The sequence below is a fragment of the Pseudomonas sp. AC463 genome (genome assembly GCF_979253585.1).
This window is the reverse complement of sequence record NZ_CEEDDZ010000245.1, coordinates 1-359: the sequence shown is the minus strand read 5'-3', so window position 1 is coordinate 359 and position 359 is coordinate 1. Positions and strand designations below refer to the sequence as shown.

The 359-nt window shown below is 64.3% G+C and carries 1 protein-coding gene; it reads right to left on the bottom strand.

Translation table 11 applies throughout. The features are described from left to right. Positions 1-103 precede the first annotated feature (103 nt). A partial coding sequence (locus AC0IYH_RS29985; protein ID WP_471837739.1) for a GFA family protein occupies positions 104-359 on the bottom strand: 256 nt, incomplete at its 5' end.

Here is a 359-nt window from a genome sequence, read left to right as displayed (position 1 = left end):
AGTCAGCGGCCCTGCCCTTGCATGGTCCGCGCTCAGCACCGTCGCGATCAGCCTGATCCTGTTCGCCTGGCACCGGCCCGGGCGGTATATCGGGCACTGAACCCTACACGGAATCCATTCCGGACAACCGCTCCAGCGCGTCGACGGAGGCCGCTTCCTGCCAAAGCTCCGCATCGTCCGGCAGGATCACCCAAGGTTGCTTGCTCCGTACCCAGATGTGCAGCGGCACGCGGATGCGCGCACTGTCGTCCAGCGTACCGGCACGAATGTTCACCAGATGCGGTCGCGCTGCATTGCTATTGTAGAGCCGCGTATGACAGGTTGGGCAGAACCGCTGTGTCGACACGCGCCCCATCGGA